Below are 22,838 nucleotides of genomic sequence, written 5' to 3'. Positions count from 1 at the left end.
CAAAATGCAGTGAAACGCTCAGGCTAACGGCACGTTTTTTTCAGTCTGACGTGGCAGGAGAGAAATGACGGTACGGGTAGCAATAAATGGTTTTGGCCGGATTGGACGCAACGTTCTGCGCGCGTTATATGAAACGGGCCGGCGGGCGGAGATTACGGTGGTGGCGATCAACGAGCTGGCGGAAGCCACCGGGATGGCGCACCTGCTGAAATATGACACCAGCCATGGCCGTTTTGCTTTTGATGTGCGGCAGGAGCGCGATGTGATGTGGGTGGGGGGCGATACCCTGCGCATTCTGCACCGTGCAGAGATTGCCGATCTGCCGTGGCGTGAACTCGACGTTGATGTGGTACTGGACTGCACCGGCGTTTACGGTTCGCGCGCGGATGGCGAAGCGCATCTTCAGGCGGGTGCCAAAAAAGTGCTGTTCTCTCATCCCGGCGGAAACGATCTCGACGCGACCGTGGTGTATGGCGTTAATCAGCAGGATCTGAGCGCCAGCGACCGCATCGTCTCCAATGCCTCCTGTACCACCAACTGCATTATTCCGGTGATTAAACTGCTGGATGATGCGTTTGGCATCGAATCCGGCACCGTCACCACGATTCACTCGGCGATGCACGATCAGCAGGTGATCGACGCTTATCACAGCGATCTGCGCCGCACCCGAGCAGCCAGCCAGTCGATCATTCCGGTCGACACCCGGCTGGCGGCGGGCATCACCCGCATTTTTCCGAAATTCAACGATCGCTTTGAGGCGATAGCGGTTCGCGTCCCGACGATCAACGTGACTGCTATTGATCTTAGCGTTTCTGTTCGTCAGGCAGTGAAGGCGTGCGAGGTTAACACCCTGTTGCAAAGCGCGGCAGAGGGGGCATTTCGTGGTATAGTTGACTATACGGAATTACCGTTAGTCTCAGTAGATTTTAACCATGATCCGCACAGCGCCATTGTGGACGGAACGCAAACGCGGGTCAGCGGTCAACACCTTATCAAGACCCTGGTCTGGTGTGACAACGAATGGGGCTTTGCTAACCGAATGCTCGACACGACGTTAGCCATGGCCGCAAGCGGTTTCAGGTAAGACGCGGTTTGCGTCTGGCAAAACTTATGAGAATCAACGAGAGGGTTCACCATGTCTGTAATTAAGATGACCGATCTGGATCTGGCTGGCAAACGCGTGCTGATCCGTGCAGATCTCAACGTACCGGTTAAAGAAGGTAAAGTGACGTCTGATGCACGTATCCGTGCTTCTCTGCCCACCATTGAAGCGGCGTTGAAACAGGGCGCGAAAGTAATGGTTACCTCTCACCTGGGTCGTCCGACCGAAGGTGAATACAACGAAGAGTTCTCGCTGCTGCCGGTTGTGAACTACCTGAAAGAGAAGCTGAGCGGCACCAATGTGACCCTGGCAAAAGATTACCTCGACGGCGTGGAAGTGGGCGCTGGCGAACTGGTGGTGCTGGAAAACGTTCGCTTTAACAAAGGCGAGAAGAAAGACGACGAAGCGCTGTCTAAAAAATATGCTGCCCTGTGCGACGTCTTTGTGATGGACGCGTTTGGTACTGCACACCGCGCGCAGGCCTCTACTCACGGCGTCGGCAAATTTGCGCCTGTTGCCTGTGCCGGTCCGCTGCTCTCCGCTGAACTGGAAGCGCTGGGCAAGGTGATGACCAACCCTGAGCGTCCGCTGGTCGCTGTCGTAGGCGGCTCTAAAGTTTCAACCAAATTTGATGTGCTGCAGTCGCTGGTGAAAATCGCGGACACCGTGATTGTCGGCGGCGGCATCGCGAACACCTTCGTGGCTATCGACAATAAAGTCGGTAAATCCCTGTATGAGCCAGACTTCGTTGAAGCAGCGAAAGGCCTGCGCGATCAGCACGGTATTCCGGTGCCGACTGACTCACGTGTCGGCACGGAATTCTCCGAAACTGCACCAGCGACCGTGAAAAAGGTTTCGGAAGTGGCGGATAACGAAGAGATTATGGACTTCGGTGACGAAACCGCACAGGCGATGGCTGCCATCCTGAAGGATGCGAAAACCATCCTGTGGAACGGCCCGGTGGGCGTATTCGAGTTCCCTAACTTCCGTAAAGGCACCGAAATCGTGGCGAACGCTATTGCAGACAGTGAGGCGTTCTCTGTGGCTGGCGGCGGCGACACCTTAGCGGCGATCGACCTGTTCGGTATCGAAGACAAAATTTCCTACATCTCTACCGGTGGCGGCGCGTTCCTTGAGTTCGTGGAAGGCAAGAAACTGCCTGCCGTTGCCATGCTGGAAGAGCGTGCGAAGCAGTAAACCTTTGGGGGTGATGCCCTGCGGCATCGCCTGAAGTCTTGCCCGTCTGGGCGTTTAAATCGACGTTCCTTAAGGGGAACAACGGTCACGAAACAGGACACAATCATGTCTAAAATTTTTGATTTCGTAAAACCCGGCGTTGTCACTGGTGATGACGTACAGAAGATCTTCAAAGTCGCGAAAGAGAACAAATTCGCACTGCCAGCCGTAAACTGCGTCGGCACCGACTCTATCAATGCCGCACTGGAAGCTGCTGCGAAAGTTAAAGCACCAATCATCATTCAGTTCTCTAACGGTGGTGCGGCTTTCATCGCGGGTAAAGGTTTCAAGACTGACAAACCACAGGGCGCCGCTATTTTCGGTGCAATCTCGGGTGCACACCATGTTCACCTGATGGCTGAGCAGTATGGCGTGCCGGTAATTCTGCACACTGACCACTGTGCCAAGAAACTGCTGCCGTGGATCGACGGTCTGCTGGACGCGGGTGAAGAGTACTACCAGAAAAACGGTAAACCGCTGTTCTCTTCTCACATGATCGACCTGTCAGAAGAGTCTCTGGAAGAGAACATCGAAATCAGCAGCAAATACCTGGCGCGCATGGCGAAACTCGACATGACCCTGGAGATTGAACTGGGCTGCACCGGCGGTGAAGAAGATGGCGTTGATAACAGCCACATGGACGCATCTGCACTCTACACCCAGCCAGAAGATGTGAACTACGCGTACGAAAAACTGCATGCGATCAGCCCGCGCTTCACCATTGCGGCGTCATTCGGTAACGTTCACGGCGTGTACAAGCCAGGCAACGTAAAACTGACCCCGACCATTCTGCGTGATTCGCAGAAGTTTGTGTGTGAAAAACATGGCCTGCCGCACAACGCGCTGGACTTCGTTTTCCACGGCGGTTCAGGTTCTTCAGCAGCAGAGATCGAAGAGTCTATCAGCTACGGCGTGATCAAGATGAACATCGATACCGATACCCAGTGGGCAACCTGGGACGGCATTCTGCAGTACTACAAAAAGAACGAAGGCTATCTGCAGTCGCAGCTGGGTAACCCGGAAGGCGACGACAAGCCAAACAAAAAATACTACGACCCACGCGTCTGGCTGCGTTCTGCCCAGGCGTCTATGGTGGTCCGTCTGGAGCAGGCTTTCAAAGAGCTTAACGCTGTTGACGTACTGTAACACTCTGGTGGTTACCGTATAAAAAAGGCCCGAAAGGGCCTTTTTTTTGCCTTTTTTTCAGCAGATTTATGTCAAAGGTCATGCAGGTTTGGCACACCGGCATTTATTGTTTACCCTTTTGTCAGGGATTGTCAGAGCGGTTCTGACAATTTGGTCTCATTCCCTTTGGGATTTAATTACAGGATGGTTACATGCAGGATACGGGCATGATCGATGAAATCAACAACGCGGGAAACTGGATTATACGAAATCAGGAACTCCTGATTAGCTATGCGGTAAACATCGTCGCCGCGATTGCGATTATCGTGGTAGGGCTGATGATTGCGCGCATCATCGCCAATGCGGTCAATCGTCTGCTGCGCGCGCGTCACATTGATACCACGGTCGCTGACTTCCTGTCTGCGCTGGTACGCTATGGCATTATCGCGTTCACGCTTATCGCCGCACTGGGGCGTATCGGCGTCCAGACCACCTCGGTCATTGCTATTCTGGGTGCAGCCGGTCTGGCTGTAGGCCTGGCATTAAAAGATTCCCTGTCAAACCTCGCGGCGGGTGTGCTGCTGGTGATTTTCCGCCACTTCCGGGCCGGTGAGTTTGTCGATCTGGGCGGCATCATGGGGACGGTCATGAACGTACAGATCTTCTCCACGACCCTCAAATCGGCTGACGGCAAGCTGGTGGTGGTGCCTAACGGTAAAATCATCACCGGTAACATCGTTAACTTCTCGCGCGAGCCGGTACGCCGCAATGAATTTATCATTGGTGTCTCTTACGATGCGGATGTTGATCAGGTGCTGACGCTGCTGCGCGAAGTAGTTGATGCTGATAGCCGTGTTCTGCAGGAGAAAGGCGTGCAGGTGGGTCTGAATGAGCTGGCGGCCTCCTCAATGAACTTTGTGGTGCGCTGCTGGAGCAACAGCGGAGACCTGCAGGATGTTTACTGGGATCTGCTGAAGAACTTTAAGCGTGCGCTGGATGGAAAAGGGATTGGCATTCCTTATCCACAGATGGATGTGCATCTGCACCGTGTTAAAAAGCCGGAGACCGCCGCGCCAGAGACAATCGCGCCACAGGCCCAGCCGGAGTAATCGTTTTATGGGCGACCCCGGTCGCCCATTCATTTTGCTAATCGCAGATTAATTCTTTCAATTTCCGCTAATCATCGCCCCCTCTTATACTGCTTCACATCTGACGATGTGAGGACATAATTCTGTGATATCTCTCTACTTTCAGGGACTTGCCCTGGGTGCCGCACTGATTCTGCCGCTGGGTCCGCAGAACGCCTTTGTCATGAATCAGGGGGTAAAGCGGCAGTACCACCTGATGACGGCAGCGCTCTGCTCGCTGAGCGATATTCTGCTGATTTGCGGCGGTATTTTCGGCGGAAGTGCACTCCTGAGTCACTCTCCGCTGCTGCTGGGGGCAATCACCTGGGCGGGCGTGGCCTTTCTGCTCTGGTACGGCTGGGGCGCGCTGCGTCACGCCTTTCGCGGCGATGTCGATCTGGCTGAGGGGGCGTCGCGCAGGCAGAGCAGGGGACGCATCGTGGCGACGCTGCTGGCGGTAACCTGGCTCAACCCGCACGTCTATCTTGATACCTTTGTGGTGCTGGGCAGCCTTGGCGGTCAGTTGCCGACCACCGCGGCGCGTCAGTGGTTCGCGCTGGGAACCATCAGCGCCTCTGTCCTGTGGTTTTTCGGCCTGGCCCTGCTGGCCGCGTGGCTCTCACCGCGTCTGCGCACTGCGACGGCACAGCGCATCATTAACCTGCTGGTCGGCGCAGTGATGTGGTTTATTGCCCTGCAACTGGCGCGCCAAGGTATCGCCGCTTTCTGAACAGAACGCGAACAGCCTGCGGTTATTGCCGCACCGCTGGCGAACTTTTGCCATAATGACCACTCAAAGCATGGCGCATACCGATGCGCTGCTGGGCTTCGCCGGTTAGAAGCCGTCATAGTGACCTTTTCAAGGAGGACTTTCATGAAACTGAAAGCATTGGCTCTGGCCGCAATCATGAGCGCCGGAGCACTGCCTGGCGTACACGCTGATGAGTTACCAAATGGGCCGCACGTGGTGACCTCAGGCAAGGCAACAGTCGATGCCCGTCCCGATATCGCCACGCTCTCTATCGTGGTGAATGTCTCATCCAAAGATGCCGCCGATGCGAAAAAGCAGGCGGACAGCCGGGTTGCACAATATTTCGATTTTCTGCAGAAAAACGGCATTGAGAAGAAAGATATCGATGCGGCTAACCTGAGTACCCAGCCAGAGTACGATTACACCAAAGAGGGTAAATCTGTCCTTAAAGGCTATCGCGCGGTGCGTCAGGTTCAGGTCACTCTGCGTCAGCTGGACAAGCTGAACGATCTGCTGGATGGCGCACTGAAATCGGGTCTGAACGAGGTGCGCAGCGTCGAGTTAGGCGTGGCAAACCCGGAGAGCTACAAAGAGCAGGCACGTAAAGCGGCGATTAAGAATGCGACTCAGCAGGCCTCACAGCTGGCTGAAGGCTTTAACGCGAAGCTGGGGCCGATCTACAGCATCCGCTATCAGGTCGCTAACTATCAGCCGATGCCGATGAACCGCATGTATAAAGCGGCGGCAGCAGCCGATACCTCAGCCCAGGAAACCTACGATCAGCAGAGCATTAACTTTGACGATCAGGTCGATGTGGTGTTTGAACTCAAGCCCAACGCGCCATAATGCAAAACGGGGCTGATGTCCCGTTTGAAATTGTTGACAAAACCTGGCCCGGTTCGCTGTGAGACGGTGCCTGCACAGGAAACAGGGTCAGATCGGAAAGTCGCTAAGGCCAATCTCTGGCCGCTCGGCCCGCACCATCCCTGGCGCGGGACGCTTTCCTCTTCTGACCCTGCTCCCTGCGCGTTTAACTTTTCTGTTGTTGTAAGAGTCTTCTTTATCCCGATTTGTCAGCAACAAAAACGGGGCTTTCGCCCCGTTTTTGTTTTCAGGCTGCCACGTCATCCTGACGCAGCACCCGATGTCCATGCGCTATCAGCGCATCGGTGACCCGACGCATCAGACGGCTCTCCGGCGCAAAACGATGCCAGTAGAGCATCCGGCGCTGATACAGGCCAGGCGTCAAATCGATTAACTCCCCGCTTGCCAGCTCGCGCTCAATCTGCAGATGCGGAATCATACAGCAGGTTGACCCCTGTCGCGCCATCTGCACAAAGGCTTCCGATGAGTTGACGATGTGGCAGGGCACGCTCCCGGGTGAGAGGTCGAAATTCTGCTGCAGAAAGGCCTGATGCATATCATCAAGGTGGTCGAACGCGACCGCAGGCGCCTTCAGCAGGGCAGAGCGGGTCACCCCGTTGGGGAAGAAGCGATCGGCAAAATCGCGCGACGCCACAAACAGATAGTCGAGCGCGCCGAGCTGGTCCACCAGGCAGCTGGGCAGTGGCTGCGGCTGAATACTGACCGCGCCCACCACCTCACCGCGGCGCAGACGCTCCTGGGTGCGGGTTTCATCTTCCACCTGCAGATTCAGGCGCACGGGCGAGTCGGCCAGCACATCTTTCAGGGCGGGCAGCAGCCAGGTCGCCAGACTGTCGGCGTTGACCGCCAGCGACAGCAGCAGCGGCGTGGTTCCACTGTTCTCATCACCCAGCCACTCCTCTTCCAACAGCTCGACCTGATGCAGTAATGCGAGCAGTTTCTGGCCCTGTTCGGTCGGACGCGGCGGCACGGTGCGCACCAGCAGCGGCTGACCAAACAGGTTCTCCAGCTGCTTGATACGCTGAGACACCGCCGACTGGGTGATGCAGAGTTTCTGTGCGGCTCGCTCAAATCCGCGTTCGCGGATCACTGAATCCAGCGCCTGAAGCGTTCGATAATCCGGGCGTTTCATTATTCTTCTCTCTCCTTCAGGGTGGACGTCACTATGCCACAAAAGTGCCGCCTGTGATGGCTCACCTGTTTTTTGTGGGCTGGCTTCCAAAGCGTTAAATCCGCGTCGGTCAGCCGAGCATTTTCAGCCAGCCTTGTTTTATACTACGCGCACTTCGTTGTCGCACAGGTTTTAAACATACCATGACCCAGGATGAACTGAAAAAAGCCGTTGGCTGGGCTGCACTTGAGTACGTGCAGCCGGGGACGGTTGTTGGCGTAGGCACCGGATCCACCGCTGCCCACTTTATCGATGCGCTTGCCACAGTCAGGCATCAGATCGAAGGTGCCGTCTCCAGCTCGGATGCCTCGACTCTGAAACTGAAAAACCTGGGCATTCCGGTGTTTGACCTGAACGAGATCGATCTGCTGTCGGTTTACGTCGATGGTGCGGATGAGATCAACCCGCAGATGCAGATGATCAAAGGCGGTGGCGCGGCGCTGACGCGTGAAAAGATCGTGGCCGCGGTGGCGCAGACCTTTATCTGTATCGCCGACGCCTCTAAAGAGGTCGATGTGCTGGGCCGCTTCCCGCTGCCGATCGAGGTGATCCCGATGGCGCGCAGTTACGTTGCGCGTGAGCTGGTTAAAATGGGCGGCCTGCCGGAGTATCGCCAGAATGTCATCACCGATAACGGCAACATCATTCTCGACGTGCATAATCTGACTATTCTCGATCCGATTGCGCTGGAAAAGAGCATCAACGCTTTGCCTGGCGTGGTCACCGTGGGCCTGTTTGCCGCACGCGGCGCCGATATTGCGCTGATAGGCGGTCCGGATGGCGTGAAAACCATCAAAAAATGATCTGTCCGGCGTCGATACGGCGCCGCTTATTTCTGCCTGCAAATCATCTTTTCTCGCCCGGGTGAAATTTGGTGACTTATGTCACATAACCGTTATCCGCAACGGTTTCATTCTCTCTTCAACCCTGACCCCGTGATTTTGTCTGGCATTGTGGTGCTGCCAGCCGTTGCCGTGCTGGCTCCCGGGCAATCGTTTGTATTGCCCGACGCGATTTTTTTGATATTTTGACAGAAGGCTGGCTTATGGTACTCCTCATTGAATGCTGAATAGGATCGGGAAATGGCAAAGGTATCACTGGATAAAGATAAGATTAAGTTCCTGCTGGTGGAGGGTGTGCATCAGAGCGCGCTGGACAACCTGCGGGCTGCAGGCTACACCAACATCGAATTTCACAAGGGCGCGCTGGACGCTGACGCATTAAAAGCCTCCATCCGTGATGCGCACTTCATTGGTATCCGTTCCCGCTCCCAGCTCACTGAAGAGATTTTTGCGGCAGCTGAAAAGCTGGTCGCTGTCGGCTGTTTCTGTATCGGAACCAACCAGGTTGACCTGCAGGCCGCCGCCAGCCGCGGGATTCCGGTCTTCAATGCGCCATTCTCCAATACCCGCTCGGTCGCTGAACTGGTGATTGGTGAGATGCTGCTGATGCTGCGTGGTATCCCGGAAGCGAACGCCAAAGCGCACCGTGGTATCTGGAACAAGAATGCCAAAGGCTCATTCGAAGCGCGTGGGAAAAAACTCGGCATCATCGGTTACGGCCATATCGGGATGCAGCTGGGCGTGCTGGCAGAGAGCCTGGGCATGCACGTTTTCTTCTACGACATTGAAAACAAGCTGCCGCTGGGTAATGCCACTCAGGTTCGCCATCTGGCGGAACTGCTCAACATGAGCGACGTTGTGAGCCTGCACGTACCGGAAACCGTGTCGACACAGGATATGATCGGGGCGGAGCAGCTGGCGCAGATGAAGCCTGGCGCGCTGCTGATTAACGCCTCTCGCGGCACGGTTGTGGATATCCCGGCGCTGTGCGAGGCACTGGCCAGCAAGCATGTGGGAGGCGCGGCCATCGACGTCTTCCCGGTCGAGCCAGCCACCAACAGCGATCCCTTTATCTCTCCGCTGAGTGAGTTCGACAACGTGATCCTGACGCCGCACATTGGCGGTTCGACAGAAGAAGCGCAGGAGAACATCGGTATTGAAGTTGCGGGCAAGCTGGCGAAATACTCCGATAACGGCTCCACCCTGTCGGCGGTCAACTTCCCGGAAGTCTCACTGCCGATCCACGGCATCAGTGCCAGCCGTCTGCTGCACATCCACGAGAACCGTCCGGGCGTGCTGACGGCGATCAACCAGATTTTCGCCGAGCAGGGCATTAACATCGCCGCTCAGTATCTGCAGACGTCGCCATTTATGGGCTATGTGGTCATCGATATCGATGCTGAGCCGGAAGTGGCGGAGAAAGCTCTGCAGCTGATGAAGGCTATTCCGGGGACTATCCGCGCGCGTTTACTTTACTAAGCGCTACCCGTCTGGAGAGGCGCTTAATCGCGTCTCTTCAGGTTTCATTGCAGACATATGCGCCCGGACAGGGGATTAAGTCATCTGAAAATTCCGTAACACTACTTCCTCTACTCCCATTGCCACAGCTTTGACGGCGTCATTACGGCCGGCAAAGGCACATCCCATTCTGCCACCGGCAGGCTTTCAACCTGCTGACAATCGTGGGCCAGACCCACGGGCAAAAAGCCGTGCTGCCGCCAGTTCTGCAGCGTGCGATCGTAGAAGCCTCCTCCCATCCCCAGACGCTGTCCGGCGTGATCAAACGCCACCAGCGGCACCATCATCAGATCCAGCTGATCCAGAGTGATCAATTGCCGGATATCCAGCGGCGGTTCGGGAATACGCAGCTTATTGGTCTGCAAGGGGGTATCGGGCGAATAGCGCAGAAACAGTAAATTACCGGGAGAGAAGGGGTGCAAAACCGGCAGACAGACCGTTTTTTTCAGATGCCACAACCGGGCAATCAGCGGACGGGTGTTGAGCTCTCCATCCACCGACAGAAACAGGGCAATGTTTTGTGCGGCAGTGAGCGGGGCGTAGTTCAGGGCCAGCTCCGCAAGCTGTTCGGCCGCCTGGGCCTGCTGCTCGTCCGTCAGCGCCCGGCGCAGATGACGCACCTGCTGGCGAATTTCCTGACGCTGTAACATGGAAGGTGCAGAGATGGAAGGTTCAGACATGATTTCCCCGCCGGATAAGTCGCTGTTCAGCGACTATAACATGTCGGTCGGGGGAAAAAAGCAGGAGTGCTGAAAGGGAGATCTCCGAGATGCCGCCGTAGGCTGTAACCCTTGAACCCTTGGTTCAAGGTGAACATGCCGTCGTAACCATCAGGCTTCTCGGACGGACCGAGCATGCACACAGGTTACAGAGCGTCACATTCTGTTTTTTCGAAATATCGGCTCAGGGGACTGGCCCACTTGCAAACATCTCAGAGAAAATTTACCTCACCGTTACTGTAGCACAGCAACCATGAAGTTTTATTCGAACTTCGCATCCTGGCGGTCGGTTATGCGACCCTGCTCAACTAACGCCTGCTCAATCGTCTGCTGCAGCATACGGATACGCTGTTCCATATTAGCAGCATAATCGCGCGTTTTCACTTTCTCTTGCGCCAGCTCATGGCAGACGTTTAACGCGGCGATGAACACCAGTTGCTCTGTATTTGTGACTCTAGTGCGAACTTTTAAATCTTGCAACCGCTGATTGAGATCGTCAGCCGCACTATTGAGCGCATCTTGCTGCTCTGGCGGACAATTCACTCTTAACGAACGACCAAAAATTTGTAAATCTACCGGTTGTGCAGACATGCCACCTTCCTGACTGATTACTTCGCTCGCAACTCCCTTAGCAGTCAATGGCTTGGGAGGCGGGCAACTATATAGACCCACGAAATAAGATACAACCCCTTTTCTGGAAACCTTGAGGCAGCTAGTGGTAGCATAACACGAACTTATTCTGCCAACGACGATGAAAACTTATGTCCTTACAGAACGCAACCCCCGATTACAACGCGCTTGCGGCGGTGCTCTCACAGCAGGGTGTTGGAATGACGCCCGCAGAAATGCACGGCCTGCTGAGTGGGATCCTCTGCGGCGGTAACCAGGACACCAGCTGGAAGACGCTGGTCCACGATCTGGCTAACGAAGGCATGGCGTTTTCTCACTCTCTCGCAGTGCCACTGACAGAACTGCACGCGCACACGGCGACCACGCTGGAAGATGAAGGCTTTCTGTTTCAGCTGCTGCTGCCCGCTGATGATGACATCACCGTCTTTGACCGTGCCGATGCGCTGGCGGGCTGGGTGAACCATTTTCTGCTCGGCCTGGGCGTAACACAGCCTAAACTGGATAAGGTCACCGGGGAAACCGGCGAAGCCATTGATGACCTGCGCACCATCGCTCAGCTCGGTTATGAAGAGGATGAAGACCAGGAGGAGCTGGAGCAGTCGCTGGAAGAGGTGATTGAGTATGTGCGCGTGGCAGCCCTGCTGTGTCATGACACCTTTACCCGCCCACAGCCCACTGCGCCAGAAGTGCAAAAGCCGACGCTGCATTAAGTCAGGCGTTTCAGGTCAACGAGTTTAACCGGTCAGTTTACAGGGAGTGCAGAGATGATTTCACTGGAACGATTCCTGCAGCGCCGTCAGGCGCTGTTAGCGAAGATGGCGCCAGGCAGCGCCGCGTTAATTTTTGCTGCGCCTGAAGTGACGCGCAGTAATGACACCGAGTATCCGTTTCGTCAGAGCAGCGATTTCAGCTATTTCACCGGTTTTAACGAGCCACAGGCGCTGCTGGTCCTGATCAAAAGCGATGAGAATCACAACCACAGCGTGCTGTTTAACCGCGTGCGTGATCTCACGGCAGAGATCTGGTCTGGCCGTCGGCTGGGTCAGGAGGCGGCTCCTGCGAAACTGGGCGTGGATCGCGCCTTGCCCTGGGACGACATTGGCGAACAGCTGCACCTGCTGCTCAACGGCCTGGATGTGATCTACCACGCACAGGGTGACTACAGCCATGCCGATGCCCTGGTGTTCAGCGCCCTGGAAAAACTGCGTCGTGGGTTCCGCCAGAACCTCAGCGCGCCTGCCACCCTGACCGACTGGCGTCCCTGGGTGCATGAGATGCGCCTGTTCAAGGATGCGGATGAAATCGAACTGATGCGCCGCGCCGGGAAGATCAGTGCCCTGGCCCATACCCGTGCCATGCTGGCCTGCCAGCCAGGCATGTTTGAGTATCAGCTGGAGGGAGAGATTCATCACGAATTTGCCCGTCATGGCGCGCGCTTCCCGGCCTACAACACCATTGTCGGTGCCGGAGAAAACGGCTGCATTCTGCACTACACCGAAAATGAAAATGAAATGCGCGACGGCGATCTGGTGCTGATCGATGCCGGCTGCGAGTTCCACGGCTATGCCGGTGATATCACCCGCACCTTCCCGGTTAACGGCAAATTCAGCCCGGCGCAGCGCGCGATTTATGACATCGTTCTGGCTTCACTGAACCGGGCGCTGGAGATGTTCCGGCCTGGCATCAGCATTCGCGAAGTCAACGATGAAGTCGTACGCATTATGATCACCGGCCTGGTTGAGCTGGGCATTCTCGACGGTGACGTCGATACGCTGATTGCCGAAGAGGCGCATCGTCAGTTCTACATGCATGGTCTGGGCCACTGGCTGGGGCTGGATGTTCACGATGTTGGCCACTACGGTACGCCGAGCCGCGACCGGATACTGGAACCGGGCATGGTGTTAACGGTTGAACCGGGCCTCTACATCGCACCGGATGCGGATGTCCCTGTGGCGTATCGCGGCATCGGTATCCGTATCGAAGATGACATCGTGATCACCGAAGAGGGCATTGAAAATCTCACCGACAGCGTCGTGAAAGAGGCCGATGAGATTGAGGCGCTGATGGCGGCGGCTAAACAGGCATGACGATTCTGATTGCCGGTGGCGGCATGACCGGGGCCACGCTGGCGCTGGCGATCTCCCATCTCACTCAGGGCAAACTGCCGGTGACGCTGATCGAGCGCAGCGAGCCTGCCAGCCGGGCGCACCCCGGCTTTGATGGCCGGGCGATTGCGCTCTCAGCCGGCACCTGCCAGCAGCTGGCGGCGATTAACCTCTGGCAGCGCATCGCCAGCTGTGCCACGCCGATTACTGATATCCATGTCTCCGACCGCGGCCACGCAGGCTTTGTCTCGATGGCGGCGGCTGACTATGAGATTCCGGCGCTGGGGCAGGTTGTCGAGCTGTTTGACGTCGGTCAGCGACTGTTTGCTGAACTGAAAAAAGCGCCGGGCGTGACGTTGCGCTGTCCGGCTCGTGTGACCCAGGCAACCCGCAGTGATGAGCAGGTTGAGGTGACGCTGGACAACGGCGAGCAACTCAGCGGAAAAGTGCTGGTGGCGGCGGATGGCACACGCTCTGCACTGGCGGCATCCTGTGGCATCCAGTGGCAGACTGAGGCGTATCAGCAGCTGGCGGTTATCGCCAACGTCTCCACCGCACTGCCTCATCAGGGCCGGGCGTTTGAACGTTTCACCGAGCATGGCCCGCTGGCGCTGTTGCCGATGTCCGGGAACCGTCTGTCGCTGGTCTGGTGCCATCCGGCGTCGCAGCGCGAAAAAATAGTGCAGTGGAGTGATGCTGAATTCCTCAGCGAGTTGCAGCGCGCCTTTGGCTGGCGGCTGGGGAAATTCACCCACACCGGTCAGCGCGAATGCTACCCGCTGGCGCTGCATCAGGCGGTGCAGACGGTAACGCATCGCGTGGCGGTGGTGGGCAATGCGGCACAGACGCTGCATCCGATTGCCGGGCAGGGCTTTAACCTGGGCCTGCGCGACGTGATGTCGCTGGCGGAAACGCTGGCCGCTGCCCATCGGCAACAGCAGGACCCTGGCAGCTATGCGGTCCTGAATCACTATCAGCAACGCCGGCAGTCCGACCGTGCCGCCACCATTGGCATCACAGACGGGCTGGTTCGCGTCTTTGCCAATCGTTACGCCCCGCTGGTGGCAGGACGTAACCTGGGCCTGCTGGCGATGGACCATCTGCCGTGGCTACGAAATCAACTGGCTGAGCGCACGCTTGGCTGGGTTAATCGTTAACAAAGAGGCTCAGATGCAAACTTTTGATGTGGTGATTGCCGGTGGCGGAATGGTGGGGCTGGCTGTCGCCTGCGGCTTGCAGGGCAGTGGACTGCGCATCGCCGTACTGGAAAAATCGCCGGAGCCGCCCCTGGCGCTGAGTGCGTCACCCTCCGTCCGTGTTTCGGCAATTAATGCCGCCAGTGAGCGTCTGCTGCAGAAGCTGGATGTCTGGTCGACAATCCTTTCCCTGCGCGCCAGCCCCTATCACGGTATGGAAGTGTGGGAGAAGGACAGTTTTGGAGCCATCGCGTTTGATGATGAGCAGCAGGGCCTGTCGCATCTTGGCCACATTATCGAAAATCCGGTGATCCAGAGCGCGCTCTGGCAACGTGCCAGCACCTGCAGTGACGTCACGCTGATGGCGCCCTCGCAGTTGCAGCAGGTGGCATTTGGTGACAACGAAGCCTTTATCACGTTGCAGGATGGCAGCATGCTAAGCGCGCGCTTAATGATTGCTGCTGATGGCGCAAACTCCTGGCTGCGCAACAAAGCGGATATTCCACTGACCTTCTGGGATTACGACCACCATGCGTTAGTGGCTAACGTTCGCACCGAACAACCTCACGACGCGGTGGCGCGTCAGGTGTTCCACGGCGACGGCATACTGGCGTTCCTGCCGATGCAGGACCCACACCTCAGCTCTATCGTCTGGTCGCTGTCGCCTCAGGAAGCCAGCCGGCTGGAAACCATGCCGGACGCGCTGTTCAACCAGCAGCTCTCCGTGGCGTTTGATATGCGCCTCGGCCTCTGCCAGCTGGAAAGCGAGCGCAAAACGTTTCCGCTGGTGGCGCGCTACGCCCGCAACTTCGCGGCGCACCGTCTGGCGCTGGTCGGGGATGCGGCTCACACCATCCATCCGCTGGCAGGACAGGGGGTTAACCTGGGCTTCATGGACGCGGCAGAGCTGATCGGTGAGATCCGGCGTCTCCATCAGCAGGGCAAAGATATCGGTCAGCACCTCTATCTGCGCCGCTATGAGCGCAGCCGTAAACACAGCGCCGCCATGATGCTGGCGGGCATGCAGGGCTTCCGCGAAATGTTTGCAGGCAACAACCCGGCGAAAAAACTGCTGCGCGATGTCGGTCTGAAGCTGGCGGACCGTTTACCGGGCGTCAAACCGATCATGCTGAAACAGGCGATGGGCCTGACCGATTTGCCCGCCTGGCTTCGCTGAATCTGCCGCTCTGCTAAGCCAGCTTCTGCTGGCTTTTTTTATTTCTCAAACCCCTCTGCACCACAAAAAGGCAACGCTGCACCAGCAGGGTTCCTCGTTTGATTTATTCTAATTTTGCGTGAGATTTCGCATTACTTTTTTTATCCGTAAGCGCGCAGAAGGCGGGATCTTTTTAACAACCTGGACGTCGTGCCGCATAAATTTGCTGCGTATATTTAAATAGCCTGCATTTATTGCGCGATTAATCACAAAAATGCAGTTTATTATCCTGTCGCTTCCGATTCCTGGTTAGTCTGTGCCTCTGCTTTCGACCCCGATTTGCTTATGGTTAATCGCCAGATTCGGTGGTAACGTCAGCCTCAGGAGAACGTTTGCGTCGGCACAGTATGACGGCGCGCTTTTGTACTCATTCGCTTCTGCACAGGATGGTTATGACTCAGCAAACACCTCTGTTTGAACAGCATCAGGCCTGCGGTGCCCGCATGGTGGACTTTCATGGCTGGATGATGCCTTTGCACTACGGCTCCCAGATGGATGAACATCATGTCGTGCGCAGTGACGCCGGCATGTTTGATGTCTCCCACATGACCATTGTCGATCTGACCGGTCCGCGCACCCGCGAGTTTCTGCGCTACCTGCTGGCGAACGATGTGGCAAAACTGACCCAGCCCGGCAAGGCGCTCTACACCGGGATGCTCAATGCCTCGGGTGGCGTCATTGACGATTTAATTGTTTACTTTATGAGCGAGACGTTCTTCCGGCTGGTCGTGAACTCCGCGACCCGTGAGAAAGATCTCGACTGGATAGCGCAGCACGCGCAGCACTACGGCATTACGCTGACCGAACGCGATGATCTGGCGCTGATTGCCGTGCAGGGTCCGCAGGCACAGCAGAAAGCGCAGACGCTGTTCAGCGAAGAGCAGCGTCAGGCCGTCGCAGGGATGAAGCCCTTTTTCGGCGTGCAGGCGGGCGATCTGTTTATCGCTACAACGGGTTACACCGGTGAAGCGGGATATGAGATTGCGCTGCCCGCAGGCGAGGCTGCGGGGTTCTGGCAGCGCCTGCTGGCTGCAGGGGTGAAACCGGCCGGACTGGGCGCGCGCGACACCCTGCGTCTGGAAGCGGGGATGAACCTCTATGGTCAGGAGATGGATGAAGGTGTCTCACCGCTGGCCGCCAACATGGGCTGGACCGTCTGCTGGGAGCCAGCAGACCGCGATTTCATCGGCCGGGAAGCCCTGGAGCTACAGCGTGAACGCGGAACGGAAAAGCTGGTGGGACTGATCATGACGGAAAAAGGGGTGCTGCGTCACGGGCAGCCGGTGCGTTTCACGGATGAGCAGGGACAGCAGCAGGAAGGGATCATTACCAGCGGTTCTTTCTCACCGACCCTGGGTTGCAGCATCGCCCTGGCGCGCGTCCCCGCTTCCGTCGGCAGCGCCGCCATCGTTGAGATCCGTAACCGCCAGATGCCGGTACAGGTCACCCGTCCCATTTTTGTCCGCGCCGGTAAGCCGGTCGCTCAGTAAATTTTATTCAGGAGAAATGGCCAATGAGCAATGTGCCGAATACGTTGAAATACCGCGACAGCCACGAATGGGTGCGCAAAGAAGAGGATGGCAGCTACACCGTGGGTATTACCGAACATGCGCAGGAGCTACTGGGCGACATGGTGTTTGTCGATCTGCCGGAAGTGGGCGCGACGTTCGCAGCCGGTGAAGAGTGTGCGGTAGCGGAATCCGTTAAAGCGGCTTCAGATATTTATGCGCCCCTCAGCGGTGAAATTGTGGCGGTCAACGACGCGCTGACCGACTCACCGGAGCAGGTTAACAGCGAGCCTTATGCCGGCGGCTGGTTATTCAAAATGAAAGCCAGCGACGCGTCCGAACTTGACTCGCTGCTGGATGCGGATGCCTATAAAGCCTCCATCGACGAGTAATCGTCAGGCGGCCTCCTGCAGAGGCCGCTGACTTCTGTTTGATCCCCGGTTCCCCAGCCCGATTCAGGATTTACTGCTAATGACTCAGACTCTCAGCCAGCTTGAACACAACGGTGCCTTTATTGAGCGCCATATCGGTCCTTCACCTGAGCAGCAGGCGCAGATGCTTGACGCGATTGGTGCCCGTTCGCTGGACGCGTTAATCGGCACCATTGTGCCTGCCGACATTCAACTGCCAGGCCCGCCTGCGGTAGGCGAAGCCGCCACTGAACAGCAGGCGCTGGCGGAACTGAAAGCCATCGCCAGCCAGAATCTGCGTTACAAATCCTGGATCGGCATGGGATACAGTGCGGTGATCACCCCGCCGGTGATCCTGCGTAACATGCTGGAGAATCCCGGCTGGTACACCGCTTACACCCCTTATCAGCCTGAGGTGTCGCAGGGCCGTCTGGAAGCACTGCTGAACTTCCAGCAGCTGACGCTGGATCTCACCGGCATGGATATCGCCTCCGCCTCACTGCTGGATGAAGCGACCGCCGCCGCCGAAGCGATGGCGATGGCAAAACGCGTCAGCAAGCTCAAAAACGCGAATAAATTTTTCATTGCCGATGATATTCATCCGCAGACGCTGGATGTGGTGCGAACCCGTGCAGAAACGTTCGGCTTTGAACTGATTATCGACCGTGCAGAGAAAGCGCCTGAGCATGACGATCTGTTTGGCGTGCTGCTGCAACAGGTGGGCACCACCGGTGAAGCGCACGACTACCGCGCTCTGATTGCCGCACTCAAAGCGCGCAAAGTGGTCGTCAGCGTGGCCGCCGACTTTATGTCGTTAGTCCTGCTGGAAGCGCCAGGTAAGCAGGGCGCGGACATCGTGTTTGGTTCGGCTCAGCGCTTCGGCGTACCCATGGGTTACGGCGGGCCTCACGCGGCGTTCTTCGCCAGCCGTGACGAGCATAAACGCTCTATGCCGGGCCGCATCATTGGTGTCTCGCGCGATGCCGCAGGCAACACGGCGCTGCGCATGGCGATGCAGACCCGCGAGCAGCATATCCGCCGCGAAAAGGCCAACTCCAACATCTGTACTTCACAGGTGCTGTTGGCCAACATTGCCGGTCTCTATGCGGTGTTCCACGGCCCGGCCGGACTTAAACGTATCGCCTCACGCATTCACCGCTTCACCACGATTCTGGCAGCCGGCCTGCAGCAGGGCGGCCTGACGCTGCGCCATCAGCACTGGTTCGATACGCTAACGGTTGAGGTGGCGGATAAAGCCGCCGTGCTGAACCGCGCCCTGAGCTTTGGCGTTAACCTGCGCAGCGATATTCACAACGCGGTCGGCATCACGCTGGATGAAACCACCTGCCGCGAAGATATTCTGACGCTGTTCGCTATTCTGCTGGGTGACGATCAGCGTCCGGACCTGGACAAACTCGACAGCGAAGTCGCCAGCGAAGGCCACGCTATTCCAGCCGGCCTGCTGCGCCAGAGCGACATTCTGACTCATCCGGTCTTCAACCGTCATCACAGCGAAACTGAGATGATGCGCTACATGCACAGCCTGGAGAAAAAAGATCTGGCCCTGAACCAGGCGATGATCCCGCTCGGCTCCTGCACCATGAAACTCAATGCCGCAGCGGAGATGATCCCGATCACCTGGCCGGAGTTTGCTGAGCTGCATCCTTTCTGCCCGGCTGAACAGGCCGCTGGTTATCTGCAGATGATCGGTCAGCTTTCACAGTGGCTGGTGCAACTCACCGGCTATGATGCGCTCTGTATGCAGCCCAACTCCGGCGCGCAGGGGGAGTACGCCGGACTGCTGGCGATCCGCCGCTATCATGAAAGTCGCGGCGAGGGGGATCGCCATCTCTGCCTGATCCCCAGCTCGGCCCACGGCACTAACCCGGCCTCTGCTCAGATGGCGGGTATGGATGTGGTGGTGGTGGCCTGTGATAAACAGGGCAACATTGATCTGGGTGACCTGCGCGAAAAAGCCGCTCAGGCAGGTGATAAACTCTCCTGCATCATGGTGACTTATCCCTCTACCCATGGCGTCTACGAAGAGACCATCCGGGAAGTGTGCCAGATTGTTCATCAGTATGGCGGTCAGGTTTACCTGGATGGCGCAAACATGAATGCGCAGGTCGGCATCACCACGCCGGGATATATCGGCGCGGATGTGTCGCATCTCAATCTGCACAAAACCTTCTGCATCCCGCACGGCGGTGGCGGTCCGGGTATGGGACCGATTGGCGTCAAGGCGCATCTGGCTCCGTTTGTGCCGGGTCACAGCGTGGTGCAGATTGACGGTGTGCTGACGCAGCAGGGCGCGGTTTCCGCTGCACCGTTTGGCAGCGCCTCCATCCTGCCTATCAGCTGGATGTACATTCGTATGATGGGAGCCGAGGGGCTGAAACAGGCCAGCTCGGTCGCTATCCTCAATGCTAACTACATCGCCAGCCGCCTGCAGTCCGCCTATCCGGTACTCTATACCGGCCGCGACGGCCGCGTGGCGCACGAATGTATTCTCGACATTCGTCCGCTGAAAGAGCAGACCGGCATCAGCGAGCTGGATATTGCCAAGCGCCTGATCGATTACGGCTTCCACGCGCCGACCATGTCCTTCCCGGTCGCGGGCACCCTGATGGTGGAGCCAACCGAGTCGGAGAGTAAAATCGAACTGGATCGCTTTATTGATGCGATGCTGGCGATCCGTATCGAGATTGACCGGGTGGCGGCCGGTGAATGGCCGCTGGACGATAACCCGCTGGTGAATGCACCGCACACCCAGCTGGAAATTGTCGGTGAGTGGTCTCACCCTTACAGCCGTGAACTGGCGGTCTTCCCGGCGGGCAGCCACAATAAGTACTGGCCGACGGTGAAGCGTCTTGACGATGTCTTTGGCGACCGCAATCTGTTCTGCTCCTGCGTGCCGATCAGCGACTATCAGTAAATCGCGGCAGCAGAATCTCATCCCCAGGGGCCGGTTTCCGGCCCTTTTTTATGGAGAAACAGTATGAAACTGGCACTGGTTACGGGAGGCAGCCGCGGCATCGGACAGGCAACGTCGCGGCTGCTGGCCGCTCGCGGTTATCGGGTCGCGGTGAACTATCGCCAGCGCGAGGCAGAAGCGCAGGAGGTGGTCAGCCAAATCCGGCAGCAGGGCGGAGAAGCCTTTGCGATTCAGGCTGATATTGCGGATGAAGAGGCGGTGAAGGCGATGTTTGCGCAGCTCGATCAGCAGGCGGAACCGCTGGCGCTGCTGGTGAACAACGCCGGTATTCTGTTTCAGCAGTGCCGCACCGAACAGCTGGATGCGGCGCGTCTGCAAAAGGTGTTTGCCACCAATGTTATCGGCACCTTTCTCTGCTGCCGGGAGGCGGTTAAGCGGATGGGTACCCATCATGGCGGCCAGGGCGGGGCGATCGTGAACGTTTCATCGGCGGCGTCCCGCACCGGTGCACCGGGCGAATATGTCGATTACGCCGCTTCAAAAGGGGCGATGGATACCCTGACCAGAGGATTGTCGCTGGAAGTGGCGCAGCAGGGCATCCGGGTAAACGGTGTCCGGCCGGGCTTCATCTATACAGAGATGCATGCTGACGGCGGCGAGCCGGGCAGAGTAGACCGGCTTGCCAGTGCGATTCCGATGGGACGAGGGGGAGAAGCGGAGGAAATTGCGGAAGCGATCGTCTGGCTGGCCAGTGAAGCGGCCTCATACGTGACCGGCAGCATCATTGACGCTGCCGGTGGGCGCTGAGGCGTTTCGCGGCGGCGGGCCGCGTCAGAGGTTTTCGCCGTTGCTGGCGATAACCTGCTGATACCAGCCAAAGCTCTTCTTCTTCGCACGGGAAAAGTCGCCGCTGCCATCATCGTTTTTATTCACATGAATAAAGCCGTAACGCTTGTCGTACTGTCCGGTGGTGAACGAGACGCAGTCCAGGCAGCCCCACGGGGTGTAGCCCATTAACTCGACGCCATCATAGCTGACGGCTTTCTTCATCTCTTCGATGTGCGCGCGCAGATAGTCGATGCGGTAATCATCGTTAATCATCCCGTCGGCACCCGGCTTATCGATCGCGCCAAACCCATTTTCCACAATAAACAGCGGCTTCTGATAACGTTCATAAAGGTCGTTCAGGGCATAGCGCAGGCCAACCGGATCGATCTGCCAGCCCCAGTCGGAGGCTTTCACATGCGGGTTTTTCACTACGCCTTCAAAGCCGGTAATCGGATCGTCAACGCCGCTGGCATCGGTCTTCACGGCGTTGCTCATGTAGTAGCTGAAGCCAACGTAGTCTGCGCAGCCCTGACGCAGCGTTTCGGCATCGTCAGCGTCCATCTGAATGTCATACCCTTTGCGTGCCCACTCTTTCAGGGTATAGGCCGGATAGTATCCGCGCATCTGCACATCACTGAACACGTAGCGCTGATGCATCGCTTCCTGCGCCAGGGCCACATCATCCGGATGGCAGGAGAACGGGTAGACCGGCACCATGGCGATCATGCAGCCAATCTGAAAGTCCGGATTGATGTCGTGTCCGAGTTTCACCACTTTTGCGCTGGCAACAAACTGATGGTGCATCACCTGATACATCGCCTCTTCAGGCTTCTCATGTTCAGTGAAGATCACCCCTGAGCAGCAGTATCCAAACAGCGGATAACGCCAGTTGCGCTGGTTGTTGATCTCGTTAAAGGTCATCCAGTATTTCACTTTGTCTTTATAGCGCTTCAGCACCACTTCACTGAAGCGCACAAAGAAGTCGACCACTTTGCGGTTATGCCAGCCGCCATACTCTTTAACCAGGTGATAAGGCATTTCGAAGTGAGAGAGAGTGATGACGGGTTCAATGCCATACTTCAGCAGTTCATCAAACAGATCGTCATAGAATTGCAGACCCGCTTCGTTGGGCTGCTGCTCATCCCCGTTCGGGAAGATGCGGGTCCAGGCGATGGAGGTGCGGAAACATCTGAAGCCCATCTCGGCAAACAGCGCGACATCCTCTTTATAGTGAGAGTAGAACTCCACGCCCTGATGGTTCGGATAGAAATGGCCGGGCTGCACGCCATCGGTGATGACCCGATCAACACCATGTGAGCCGCCGGTCAGCACGTCTGCAATGCTGACTCCTTTGCCACCCTGATCCCAGCCGCCTTCAACCTGATGCGCTGCCACCGCGCCACCCCAGAGAAAGTCTTTGGGTAACTGCAATTCTGCACTCATGTTTCACTCCGTTCCGGATAAAGAAATTGCGATGAGTGTAGCAAGGCAATAATCAAAGTCACGATATAACACCGCGCGAGAAATGGCGTTT

Annotated in this window: 20 protein-coding genes and 1 other RNA gene; 16 read left to right on the top strand and 5 right to left on the bottom strand. The window is 57.1% G+C overall.

Going from position 1 to position 22,838, the window contains the following annotated elements:
- The first annotated feature begins 64 nt into the window (after positions 1-64).
- The 6 genes from epd to S7A_RS00880 all read left to right on the top strand — a co-directional run bounded on the left by epd (position 65) and on the right by S7A_RS00880 (position 6,187).
- On the top strand, positions 65-1,084 hold the full coding sequence (gene epd, locus S7A_RS00905; protein WP_009087123.1) for an erythrose-4-phosphate dehydrogenase: 1,020 nt from the start codon (positions 65-67) through the stop codon (positions 1,082-1,084).
- A gap of 51 nt (positions 1,085-1,135) precedes the next feature.
- On the top strand, positions 1,136-2,299 hold the full coding sequence (gene pgk / locus S7A_RS00900; protein ID WP_009087121.1) for a phosphoglycerate kinase: 1,164 nt from the start codon (positions 1,136-1,138) through the stop codon (positions 2,297-2,299).
- A 105-nt stretch (positions 2,300-2,404) separates the two neighbouring features.
- On the top strand, positions 2,405-3,484 hold the full coding sequence (gene fbaA, locus S7A_RS00895; protein ID WP_009087119.1) for a class II fructose-bisphosphate aldolase: 1,080 nt from the start codon (positions 2,405-2,407) through the stop codon (positions 3,482-3,484).
- Positions 3,485-3,675: 191 nt separating this feature from the next.
- Positions 3,676-4,572, top strand: coding sequence for a small-conductance mechanosensitive channel MscS (gene mscS, locus S7A_RS00890; protein WP_009087117.1), 897 nt, complete (start codon positions 3,676-3,678; stop codon positions 4,570-4,572).
- A gap of 124 nt (positions 4,573-4,696) precedes the next feature.
- Entirely contained in the window at positions 4,697-5,320 is a 624-nt protein-coding gene (gene argO / locus S7A_RS00885) for an arginine exporter ArgO (protein ID WP_009087115.1), read from the top strand.
- A 144-nt stretch (positions 5,321-5,464) separates the two neighbouring features.
- Positions 5,465-6,187: an oxidative stress defense protein gene (locus S7A_RS00880; protein ID WP_009087113.1), complete on the top strand. Its 723-nt coding sequence runs from the start codon at positions 5,465-5,467 to the stop codon at positions 6,185-6,187.
- A 265-nt stretch (positions 6,188-6,452) separates the two neighbouring features.
- Here the strand turns inward: S7A_RS00880 and S7A_RS00875 are convergent, their stop codons facing one another.
- The gene (locus S7A_RS00875) at positions 6,453-7,358 is read right to left on the bottom strand and encodes a LysR family transcriptional regulator ArgP (RefSeq protein WP_009087111.1); all 906 of its coding nucleotides are present in this window, start codon (positions 7,356-7,358) and stop codon (positions 6,453-6,455) included.
- Positions 7,359-7,540: 182 nt separating this feature from the next.
- Here S7A_RS00875 and rpiA point away from each other — a divergent pair, with 182 nt between their 5' ends.
- Together rpiA and serA are read left to right on the top strand one after the other, a co-directional pair.
- On the top strand, positions 7,541-8,200 hold the full coding sequence (rpiA, locus tag S7A_RS00870) for a ribose-5-phosphate isomerase RpiA (RefSeq protein WP_009087109.1): 660 nt from the start codon (positions 7,541-7,543) through the stop codon (positions 8,198-8,200).
- A 279-nt stretch (positions 8,201-8,479) separates the two neighbouring features.
- The gene (gene serA / locus S7A_RS00865) at positions 8,480-9,718 is read left to right on the top strand and encodes a phosphoglycerate dehydrogenase (RefSeq protein WP_009087106.1); all 1,239 of its coding nucleotides are present in this window, start codon (positions 8,480-8,482) and stop codon (positions 9,716-9,718) included.
- A gap of 110 nt (positions 9,719-9,828) precedes the next feature.
- On the opposite strand, the gene S7A_RS00860 is transcribed toward serA, so the two are convergent.
- The 3 genes from S7A_RS00860 to zapA form a co-directional block, all read right to left on the bottom strand.
- Positions 9,829-10,437, bottom strand: coding sequence for a 5-formyltetrahydrofolate cyclo-ligase (locus tag S7A_RS00860; RefSeq protein WP_141629799.1), 609 nt, complete (start codon positions 10,435-10,437; stop codon positions 9,829-9,831).
- A gap of 77 nt (positions 10,438-10,514) precedes the next feature.
- A non-coding RNA gene (gene ssrS, locus S7A_RS20635) (6S RNA) lies at positions 10,515-10,698 on the bottom strand.
- 39 nt (positions 10,699-10,737) lie between these two features.
- Entirely contained in the window at positions 10,738-11,067 is a 330-nt protein-coding gene (gene zapA, locus S7A_RS00855) for a cell division protein ZapA (RefSeq protein WP_009087102.1), read from the bottom strand.
- Positions 11,068-11,237: 170 nt separating this feature from the next.
- Between zapA and S7A_RS00850 the strand changes: the two genes are divergently transcribed.
- From S7A_RS00850 to S7A_RS00815, 8 genes are all read left to right on the top strand, one after another.
- Positions 11,238-11,816, top strand: coding sequence for a YecA family protein (locus S7A_RS00850; RefSeq protein ID WP_009087101.1), 579 nt, complete (start codon positions 11,238-11,240; stop codon positions 11,814-11,816).
- Between the two features lie 54 nt (positions 11,817-11,870).
- Complete coding sequence (gene pepP, locus S7A_RS00845; RefSeq protein ID WP_009087097.1) at positions 11,871-13,193, top strand: Xaa-Pro aminopeptidase; 1,323 nt, start codon at positions 11,871-11,873, stop codon at positions 13,191-13,193.
- Complete coding sequence (ubiH, locus tag S7A_RS00840; protein ID WP_009087095.1) at positions 13,190-14,368, top strand: 2-octaprenyl-6-methoxyphenyl hydroxylase; 1,179 nt, start codon at positions 13,190-13,192, stop codon at positions 14,366-14,368. Before pepP ends, ubiH begins: the two co-directional genes overlap by 4 nt.
- 13 nt (positions 14,369-14,381) lie before the next feature.
- On the top strand, positions 14,382-15,584 hold the full coding sequence (gene ubiI / locus S7A_RS00835; RefSeq protein WP_009087093.1) for an FAD-dependent 2-octaprenylphenol hydroxylase: 1,203 nt from the start codon (positions 14,382-14,384) through the stop codon (positions 15,582-15,584).
- 431 nt (positions 15,585-16,015) lie between these two features.
- Positions 16,016-17,113: a glycine cleavage system aminomethyltransferase GcvT gene (gcvT, locus tag S7A_RS00830; protein WP_009087092.1), complete on the top strand. Its 1,098-nt coding sequence runs from the start codon at positions 16,016-16,018 to the stop codon at positions 17,111-17,113.
- A gap of 23 nt (positions 17,114-17,136) precedes the next feature.
- Complete coding sequence (gene gcvH / locus S7A_RS00825; RefSeq protein ID WP_009087090.1) at positions 17,137-17,523, top strand: glycine cleavage system protein GcvH; 387 nt, start codon at positions 17,137-17,139, stop codon at positions 17,521-17,523.
- Between the two features lie 79 nt (positions 17,524-17,602).
- Complete coding sequence (gene gcvP / locus S7A_RS00820; RefSeq protein WP_009087088.1) at positions 17,603-20,476, top strand: aminomethyl-transferring glycine dehydrogenase; 2,874 nt, start codon at positions 17,603-17,605, stop codon at positions 20,474-20,476.
- 63 nt (positions 20,477-20,539) lie between these two features.
- Positions 20,540-21,283 carry an SDR family oxidoreductase gene (locus tag S7A_RS00815; protein ID WP_009087086.1) on the top strand — a complete coding sequence of 248 codons (744 nt, stop codon included), beginning with the start codon at positions 20,540-20,542 and terminating at the stop codon, positions 21,281-21,283.
- A 24-nt stretch (positions 21,284-21,307) separates the two neighbouring features.
- Here S7A_RS00815 and S7A_RS00810 read toward each other — a convergent pair whose 3' ends face one another.
- Positions 21,308-22,747: a 6-phospho-beta-glucosidase gene (locus S7A_RS00810; RefSeq protein WP_033736045.1), complete on the bottom strand. Its 1,440-nt coding sequence runs from the start codon at positions 22,745-22,747 to the stop codon at positions 21,308-21,310.
- Between the last annotated feature and the right edge of the window lie 91 nt (positions 22,748-22,838).

Origin of the sequence: Pantoea sp. Sc1, from assembly GCF_000255315.1 — a bacterium.
In the GTDB taxonomy this organism is placed as follows: domain Bacteria; phylum Pseudomonadota; class Gammaproteobacteria; order Enterobacterales; family Enterobacteriaceae; genus Pantoea; species Pantoea anthophila.
Note: the sequence above shows the minus strand (reverse complement) of the source record. Positions and strands in the feature narration are given on the sequence as shown.

Excerpts from the sequence above, each read along its gene's own strand:
- S7A_RS00880 (WP_009087113.1), top strand. The coding sequence starts at position 5,465 with ATGAAACTGAAAGCATTGGCTCTGGCCGCAATCATGAGCGCCGGAGCA.
- pgk (WP_009087121.1), top strand. The coding sequence starts at position 1,136 with ATGTCTGTAATTAAGATGACCGATCTGGATCTGGCTGGCAAACGCGTG.
- S7A_RS00810 (WP_033736045.1), bottom strand. The coding sequence starts at position 22,747 with ATGAGTGCAGAATTGCAGTTACCCAAAGACTTTCTCTGGGGTGGCGCG.
- gcvT (WP_009087092.1), top strand. The coding sequence starts at position 16,016 with ATGACTCAGCAAACACCTCTGTTTGAACAGCATCAGGCCTGCGGTGCC.
- S7A_RS00875 (WP_009087111.1), bottom strand. The coding sequence starts at position 7,358 with ATGAAACGCCCGGATTATCGAACGCTTCAGGCGCTGGATTCAGTGATC.
- mscS (WP_009087117.1), top strand. The coding sequence starts at position 3,676 with ATGCAGGATACGGGCATGATCGATGAAATCAACAACGCGGGAAACTGG.
- ubiI (WP_009087093.1), top strand. The coding sequence starts at position 14,382 with ATGCAAACTTTTGATGTGGTGATTGCCGGTGGCGGAATGGTGGGGCTG.
- gcvP (WP_009087088.1), top strand. The coding sequence starts at position 17,603 with ATGACTCAGACTCTCAGCCAGCTTGAACACAACGGTGCCTTTATTGAG.
- fbaA (WP_009087119.1), top strand. The coding sequence starts at position 2,405 with ATGTCTAAAATTTTTGATTTCGTAAAACCCGGCGTTGTCACTGGTGAT.
- serA (WP_009087106.1), top strand. The coding sequence starts at position 8,480 with ATGGCAAAGGTATCACTGGATAAAGATAAGATTAAGTTCCTGCTGGTG.
- S7A_RS00850 (WP_009087101.1), top strand. The coding sequence starts at position 11,238 with ATGTCCTTACAGAACGCAACCCCCGATTACAACGCGCTTGCGGCGGTG.
- gcvH (WP_009087090.1), top strand. The coding sequence starts at position 17,137 with ATGAGCAATGTGCCGAATACGTTGAAATACCGCGACAGCCACGAATGG.
- S7A_RS00860 (WP_141629799.1), bottom strand. The coding sequence starts at position 10,437 with ATGTCTGAACCTTCCATCTCTGCACCTTCCATGTTACAGCGTCAGGAA.
- pepP (WP_009087097.1), top strand. The coding sequence starts at position 11,871 with ATGATTTCACTGGAACGATTCCTGCAGCGCCGTCAGGCGCTGTTAGCG.
- ubiH (WP_009087095.1), top strand. The coding sequence starts at position 13,190 with ATGACGATTCTGATTGCCGGTGGCGGCATGACCGGGGCCACGCTGGCG.
- rpiA (WP_009087109.1), top strand. The coding sequence starts at position 7,541 with ATGACCCAGGATGAACTGAAAAAAGCCGTTGGCTGGGCTGCACTTGAG.
- S7A_RS00815 (WP_009087086.1), top strand. The coding sequence starts at position 20,540 with ATGAAACTGGCACTGGTTACGGGAGGCAGCCGCGGCATCGGACAGGCA.
- epd (WP_009087123.1), top strand. The coding sequence starts at position 65 with ATGACGGTACGGGTAGCAATAAATGGTTTTGGCCGGATTGGACGCAAC.
- zapA (WP_009087102.1), bottom strand. The coding sequence starts at position 11,067 with ATGTCTGCACAACCGGTAGATTTACAAATTTTTGGTCGTTCGTTAAGA.